Below are 6,770 nucleotides of genomic sequence, written 5' to 3'. Positions count from 1 at the left end.
CCGCGTCCCGGCGCCCGTCCGGCTTCCGGGTCACGGCGCCCGCCCGGCGAATCCCGCCGGGACGGGCCCTAGCGCTCCTCGCGGAACAGGACGTGCTCCCGTGCCACCGGGTCGTACTTGCGCAGAACCATGCGGTCCGGATCGCTCAGCCGGTTCTTCCGCGTCACGTACGTGACGCCGGTGCCTGCCGTGGACCTCAGCTTCACCACGGGACGCGCGGTACTACGTGCCATGGGACCTCCTTCCGATCTGGCCATGTCAACAGTGCGGGCGGCGTCGGCATTCCCGGGCCCGCGCCCGCCCCGGGGCCGCCGGGGGAGGACGCGCGCGGCCTCCCCCGAAGCACTGCGGCGCGACGCCTTGCCGCCCCTCCCGCCCCGCACGAGGATGTGACGAGGACCGCACGTCGCCGTCGCCTCGCGGGGAGTCCGAGTTGACCGATCCTTGGGTGGCCCTGGAACCGGGCGCCGATCCGGTGGAGCGGGCGCGGGTGCTGCGCCGGGCCCACGAGACGTTCACCCGGGCGGGAACCGTGCCGCGCCCGGTGCGCGCGGTGGTGGCGGACTCGTGGCGCAGGTCCGCCCGGGCCGGGGTGGGGCCGGACCGCACGGCGGACGTCGAGCTGGCCGGCGCCGACCTCGACGCCTGCCGCGCCGAACACCCCCTCTCCCGGATGATGCCGCTGATCAGGGAGCTGGTGGGGACCTTCGCCGACGACGGCGGCCATCTGCTGGCCGTGTGCGACGCGCACGGACGCCTGCTCTGGGTGGAGGGCTGTCCGGCCGCGCGGCGGGCCGCGGACGCCATGAACTTCGTGCCCGGTGCCCGCTGGTCGGAGAGCGCGGTCGGCACCAACGCGCCCGGCACCGCGGTCGCCGTCGGCCGGCCGGTGCAGGTCTTCGCCTCCGAGCACTTCTGCCGCCGGGTCCAGCCGTGGACCTGCGCCGCCGCCCCGGTCCACGACCCGCGCACCGGGCGCGTCCTCGGCGCCGTCGACGTCACCGGGGGCGACGGCCTGGCCCATCCGCACAGCCTGGGATTCGTCCAGGCCGTGGCGCGCGCCGTCGAGTCCCAGCTCGCCCTCCTGGAACCGCCGTCGCCGGGAGGCGGTGCGCTGGAGCTGACCGCGCTGGGCCGGGACGAGGCGCTGCTGCGGGCGGGCGGCGGCCGTCCGCTGCGGCTGAGCCGGCGGCACTCGGAGATCGTGGTGCTGCTCGCCCGTCACCCCGAGGGCCTGAGCGGTGACGAACTGGCCTGCGCGCTCTACCCGGACGAGGCCGTGTCCCCCGTGACCCTGCGCGCCGAGCTGGCCCGGCTGCGGCGGGTCCTGGGCCCGGACGCGCCGGCCTCCCGCCCGTACCGGCTGACCGCCCCGGCCGCGCTCGACCTGGAGCGGGTGGAGAGGCGACTGGAGGCGGGAGCCGTCGCCGCGGCGGCCGCCGCCTACCCGGGGCCGCTGCTGCCCTCGTCCCAGGCGCCCGCGGTGGTCCGCCTGCGGCACCGGGTGGCGGACGCCCTGCGCACCGCGCTGATCACCCGGGGCGACCCGGACCTGCTGGCCGACTGGGCGCACGCCCCGTGGGGCGAGGACGACCTCGAGGTCTGGCGCGCCCTCGCCGCCGTCCGTCCCACCGCCCCGGTGCGCGCCCGGCTCGCCGCACTGGAGCACGAGCTCACCGCGCCGCCGCGGCCGCCCCTCCCCCGGCACCCGCTCGCAACGTCCGCGCAACGTCGTGCCACCTAGCCTGCGCGACCAGAGCTGACGAACCGTCCGGCGGCGGGCGGTACTTCTCCGGGAGGCAGACAGATGACCCGTTACGCGGCGCCCGGCACCGAGGGCGCGATCGTCTCCTACCAGGCGCGCTACGACCACTTCATCGGCGGCGAGTACGTGCCTCCGGCCCGCGGCCGGTACTTCGAGAACCCGTCCCCCGTGAACGGCCTGCCCTTCACCGAGGTGGCCCGGGGCACCGCGGAGGACGTGGAGCGCGCCCTGGACGCCGCCCACGCGGCCGCCCCGGCCTGGGGCCGCACCTCCGCGGCCGCGCGCGCCGACGTCCTGTCGAGGATCGCCGACCGGATGGAGGCGAACCTGGAGGAGCTGGCGGTCGCGGAGAGCTGGGAGAACGGCAAGCCCGTCCGCGAGACGCTGGCCGCCGACATCCCGCTGGCCATCGACCACTTCCGCTACTTCGCGGGCGCGGTCCGCGCGCAGGAGGGCTCGCTGGCGGAGATCGACGACGACACCGTCGCCTACCACTTCCACGAGCCCCTGGGCGTGGTCGCCCAGATCATCCCGTGGAACTTCCCGGTGCTGATGGCCGTCTGGAAGCTCGCCCCGGCCCTCGCGGCCGGCAACACGGTGGTCCTCAAGCCGGCCGAGCAGACCCCGGCCTCCATCCACCACTGGCTGGGCCTGGTCCGCGACCTGCTCCCGCCGGGCGTGCTGAACATCGTCAACGGCTTCGGCGTCGAGGCGGGCAAGCCGCTGGCCTCCAGCCCGCGGGTCGCCAAGGTGGCGTTCACCGGCGAGACGACCACCGGGCGCCTGATCATGCGGTACGCCTCGGAGAACATCACCCCCGTCACCCTGGAACTGGGCGGCAAGTCCCCGAACATCTTCTTCGACGACGTCTCCCGGACCGACGACGACTTCCTGGCCAAGGCGCTCGAGGGCTTCGCCATGTTCGCCCTCAACCAGGGCGAGGTCTGCACCTGCCCCTCGCGCGCCCTGATCCAGCGCGGCCACTACGGCGACTTCCTCGCCGCCGCCGTCGAGCGCACCGGGCGGATCCTCCCCGGCCACCCCCTGGACACCGACACGATGATCGGCGCGCAGGCCTCCCACGACCAGCTGGAGAAGATCCTCTCCTACCTGGACATCGGCCGCCGGGAGGGCGCCAGGATCCTGGCCGGCGGCGAACGCATCGAGTACGACGGCGAGCTGAAGGGCGGTTACTACGTCCAGCCCACCATCTTCGAGGGCGACAACCACATGCGGGTCTTCCAGGAGGAGATCTTCGGCCCGGTCGTCTCGGTGACGTCCTTCGACGGCTTCGACGACGCCGTCAAGATCGCGAACGACACCCCCTACGGCCTCGGCGCCGGCGTCTGGACCCGCGACGCCAACACCGCCTACCGCGCGGGCCGCGCCATCCAGGCGGGCCGCGTGTGGACCAACTGCTACCACGCGTACCCGGCCCACGCCGCCTTCGGCGGCTACAAGGGGTCGGGCATCGGACGCGAGACGCACAAGATGATGCTGGACCACTACCAGCAGACCAAGAACCTCCTGGTGTCGTACTCCGCGAAGGAGGTCGGGCTCTTCTGAGGGCCGGGCGAGAAGGGCGTCCGGTTCAGGCGGTCACCGGCCGGGCGGGAACGTCCCGGACCGCGCGGCCGGAGAACGGCGCGAAAGTCGGTTCACGCCCTTCGCTCAACCGGCCTGTCCTGCGCCCGGCAAGGCGTACGGCGACGCCACGGGGGTGGCGGTGGGCACGGTGACCTGCGACGAGGACCTGGCCACACGGTTGGCGCGGCGGGCCGTGGCCGAGGCGGCTCCGCACGAGTTGGCCCGGTTCGACTCGGCCTGCTCGGCGTGCTGGTCACGCTGCTCGGCAGCGCCGTGCTGCGCTCTCGTGCGGGGCGCCGGCCTTCCTGGCGTGGATCGTGGCGGTCCGGGTGCTCACGACCTGCCTGGGCGGTGAGGCGTGCGCGCCGCTTGCGGATGTCCGGCAGACGCACGCGGTGCTGCTGGGCGTATCGGTGACCTCGGGTTCCGCGTGGGCGCTGTTCGCCCTGCGGGGCGCGCTCACCGGCGCGTACCGCCGCAGGACCGCCGCGTCCGCGCGCCGTCGGCTCTGACGCGGCGGCGCCCAGGAGCCCGCCTCGGATCCGGCCGCGGCAGACGGTACCGCCGGGACGCGGCCCGGAAGGAGGGGTGTCCGGCCTGCGAAGGCGCAGGCCGGGCACCCCTTTTCCGCGCGGTCGCCAACCGGGGTCAGCCCGCGGTGCAGCCGCCGACCGACGGCGCCGGGCTGGTGGGGCCGTTCACGGTGAAGCCGAACGACGTCGACTGTCCCGCGCCCAGGGTGCCGTTGTGGCCGGCCGGGGTCACGGTCAGCACGTTCCCGCTCCGGCTCGCGGTGCCGTTCCAGACCGACTGGACCGTCTGGCCGCTGGCGAGCGTCACCGGCACCCGCCAGTTGGTGACGCCGCCGCTGCCCGCGGTGATGGTCACCTCGCCGTTGAAGCCGTTGTTCCACGAGTTGGTGGTGCGGTACGTGGCGGTGCAGGCGCCCGTCCCCGGCGTGGGGGTGCCGCCACCCGGCGGAGGCGTCGTGGGCGTGCCCCCACCGCCGCCCAGGGTGATGTTGGAGCTGCCGCTGCTCCGGTAGCCCTCGGTGGCCATGATCATGTAGTAGTTGAAGGCGCCCAGGGGCATCCCCGCCGCCTGCCAGGCGTCGAAGTGCGCGCCGGTGTTGATGGTGCCGCTGGACCGCTTGCCGGTCCGGACGCTCCAGTACTGCTGGAAGGTCCTGGTGCCCTCCACCGACGGCGCGTTGGTCCGCGTGGACTCGTAGATGGTGTACGTGCCGCCGTCGGCGTTGACCGTGCCGCGCTGCCGGCCGGCGGACCCGGGGTTGTACGGTCCGTGGTTCTCGACGATGTAGTACTCCACCAGCGGGTTGGAGGTCCACCCGTAGAGCGCCAGGTAGCCGTTGCTGCCCGGGTCGAAGGTGCCGGAGTAGGTGACGTTCCGGCGGCTGCCGTTGGCCCAGCCGAGGCCGCCGACCCAGTTGTTGGTGCCGCTCCACCGGCTGCTGTACTGGCCGGCGGCGCCCAGCGTCATGGTGACGGTGCCCGGGCTGTCGGTCCAGAAGGAGTAGTAGTACCCGTTGTACGTGCCGGTCGAGTTGCTGGTGAGGACCTGGTCGGCACGCGCCGTGCCGGGCAGGAGCAGTCCGGACCCGGCCGCTGCCACCAGCGCCCCGGCGCCGCCGAGGACGAGTTTCCTGCGGCTGACCGGGCGTAAGTCGGACTTGTCGGGGGTTTCGCTCATGCGAGTGTTCCTCCTCGTGAAAGGCACCGTCGGTGACCGGGAGACACGCCGGGCGCGCCTCGGCGTTCGGCGACGAGGCGACGGGGGGCCGGCCCTACGCGCACGGCGTACGACCGGGGAGCGGGCGTCACCACAGTCTTCCGCGGCCGAGGGGTTGTCAATGCTTTCGGAACGTTTTCGAAACTCCACGACGCCGCCGGGAGCCGTGGCCCTGGCGCGATGCGGGCGCGGGCGCGGGCCGGAAGGAGGGCGGGCCGGGGCGCCGCGGGCCCGGCGGCTTCGAAACTTTCGAATCCCCTTCGGCGGTCGCCGGGGCGGCGGACGTCCGGGCGGGCGGGCCGCGGCGGAGACTTCGGGCGGAGGCACGGCGGGGGTCGCGGGACCGCGCGCCTGGTCACCAAGGGTGTCCGGGGAGGGGGGCGGCGCCCCGGGCGGGTACCCCGGGCCGGCGCCCCGGGCACCCGCCGGCGTCCGCCGCCCTCCCCCGCCGGTCACCCGCGGGCCGCGCGCCGCCCCCGCTCCCCGCGGAGGTGACGGCCTCAGGAGGTCGCGGCCCTCGCCGTGCAGCCGACGGTCGCCGAGGGGCTTCCGGTCGCGTCGGCGCCGCCGGCGATGAGGCCGAAGCCGGCGCTCGCCCCGGGAGCGAGGGCCCCGTTCCACGCCGCGTTGGTGACCGTGGCGGTACCGGAGGCCGTGGTGAGGGTGCCGTTCCAGACCTGGGTGACCCGGGCGCCGCCGGACGGCACGACGGTCACCGTCCAGCCGGAGAGGGGCGCGGAGGAGGTGTTGGTCACCGTCACCTCGCCCTGGTATCCGCCCTGCCAGGAGGAGACGGCCCGGAAGGTCGCCGTGCAGGCCGGCTCGCCGTCGCCCGGATCACCCGGGTCGCCGGGCCCTCCCGGCACGCCCTCGTCGAGCAGCGCGGCCAGGGCCGGATACCAGCGGGCGGCGATCCTGTCGTCCCCGGAGGCGTCGGGGTGCACGCCGTCGTAGGTGTCGGTGGCCGTGCTGAAGCCGGTCCACTGGTCGACGACGGTCACCGGGGAGCGGCTGGTGCTCGTGGCCCCGGCCCAGGCGGGGATGCGCGCGTTCAGGTCGACGACGCGCTGGGCGCACGCGGCGCAGGTGCCGGGGTTCATCGGGATGATCTGCGCGACGAGGACCCTCATGTCCGGGTTGGAGGCGCGCATCTGCTCCACCAGCTTGGTGTAGGCGGCGAGGATGCGGTCCGGGGGGATGTTGCTCCAGACGTCGTTGGTGCCGAAGTGCATCATGACGACGTCCGGGCGGGTCGCCGCCAGCCGCGCCGGAAGCAGGTTCCGGTCGGCGGTGTTGGTCACCAGCTCGCCGCCGTGGCCCTCGTTGTCGCCGTCGTGCTCCTGGCCGCAGCCCTGCGGGCCGAGGGTGCCGACGAAGTCGACGCCGGTGTACCCGGTGCTCTGCAGCCGGTTCCACAGCACCGCCCGCCAGCAGCCCGGAGAGCCGGTGATCGAGTCGCCCAGCGGCATGACGCGCACCGGGTCCGCCGACGCCTTCACCGCCGGTGCGGCGGCGGCCCGTGGGGCGTGGATCATCACGAGGGACAGCAGCAGGACGGCCAACAGGCCTGCCAGGTACGGGACTTGCCTGCGTAAGGAATCAGTTCCGGGCACGGTGGTCCTTCCTCGAGAGGGCATGGGAGCGCTCCCACCCATCAGGCCATCATGGT

The 6,770-nt window shown here is 74.4% G+C and carries 6 protein-coding genes; 3 read left to right on the top strand and 3 right to left on the bottom strand.

All coding sequences use genetic code 11. The features are described from left to right. Positions 1 to 68: 68 nt before the first annotated feature. Positions 69 to 233 (bottom strand): 50S ribosomal protein L33, encoded by a 165-nt coding sequence (gene rpmG, locus A2U95_RS22755; RefSeq protein WP_151772389.1) that lies wholly within the window; start codon positions 231 to 233, stop codon positions 69 to 71. 200 nt (positions 234 to 433) lie between these two features. Here rpmG and A2U95_RS22750 point away from each other — a divergent pair, with 200 nt between their 5' ends. From A2U95_RS22750 to A2U95_RS22740, 3 genes are all read left to right on the top strand, one after another. Next, positions 434 to 1,744, top strand: coding sequence for a GAF domain-containing protein (locus A2U95_RS22750; protein WP_166026217.1), 1,311 nt, complete (start codon positions 434 to 436; stop codon positions 1,742 to 1,744). A 63-nt stretch (positions 1,745 to 1,807) separates the two neighbouring features. After that, positions 1,808 to 3,331: an acetaldehyde dehydrogenase ExaC gene (gene exaC, locus A2U95_RS22745; protein ID WP_166026215.1), complete on the top strand. Its 1,524-nt coding sequence runs from the start codon at positions 1,808 to 1,810 to the stop codon at positions 3,329 to 3,331. A gap of 350 nt (positions 3,332 to 3,681) precedes the next feature. Then, complete coding sequence (locus A2U95_RS22740) at positions 3,682 to 3,864, top strand: hypothetical protein (protein WP_166026213.1); 183 nt, start codon at positions 3,682 to 3,684, stop codon at positions 3,862 to 3,864. 136 nt (positions 3,865 to 4,000) lie between these two features. On the opposite strand, the gene A2U95_RS22735 is transcribed toward A2U95_RS22740, so the two are convergent. Both A2U95_RS22735 and A2U95_RS22730 read right to left on the bottom strand, forming a co-directional pair. Beyond that, a complete protein-coding gene (locus tag A2U95_RS22735) occupies positions 4,001 to 5,062 on the bottom strand; it encodes a glycoside hydrolase family 11 protein (protein ID WP_166026211.1) in 1,062 nt (353 codons plus the stop codon). Positions 5,063 to 5,601: 539 nt separating this feature from the next. Further along, entirely contained in the window at positions 5,602 to 6,636 is a 1,035-nt protein-coding gene (locus A2U95_RS22730) for a cellulose binding domain-containing protein (RefSeq protein ID WP_240957727.1), read from the bottom strand. Positions 6,637 to 6,770: the final 134 nt, after the last annotated feature.

It is taken from the genome of Streptomyces chilikensis, from assembly GCF_001642695.1.
GTDB lineage: Bacteria > Actinomycetota > Actinomycetes > Streptomycetales > Streptomycetaceae > Streptomyces > Streptomyces chilikensis.
This window is presented reverse-complemented; position numbering and strand designations above follow the sequence as displayed.

Bases quoted from the DNA above. Each gene is read 5' to 3' on its own strand.
- rpmG (WP_151772389.1), bottom strand. From the start codon at position 233: ATGGCACGTAGTACCGCGCGTCCCGTGGTGAAGCTGAGGTCCACGGCA.
- A2U95_RS22735 (WP_166026211.1), bottom strand. From the start codon at position 5,062: ATGAGCGAAACCCCCGACAAGTCCGACTTACGCCCGGTCAGCCGCAGG.
- A2U95_RS22730 (WP_240957727.1), bottom strand. From the start codon at position 6,636: ATGATCCACGCCCCACGGGCCGCCGCCGCACCGGCGGTGAAGGCGTCG.
- exaC (WP_166026215.1), top strand. From the start codon at position 1,808: ATGACCCGTTACGCGGCGCCCGGCACCGAGGGCGCGATCGTCTCCTAC.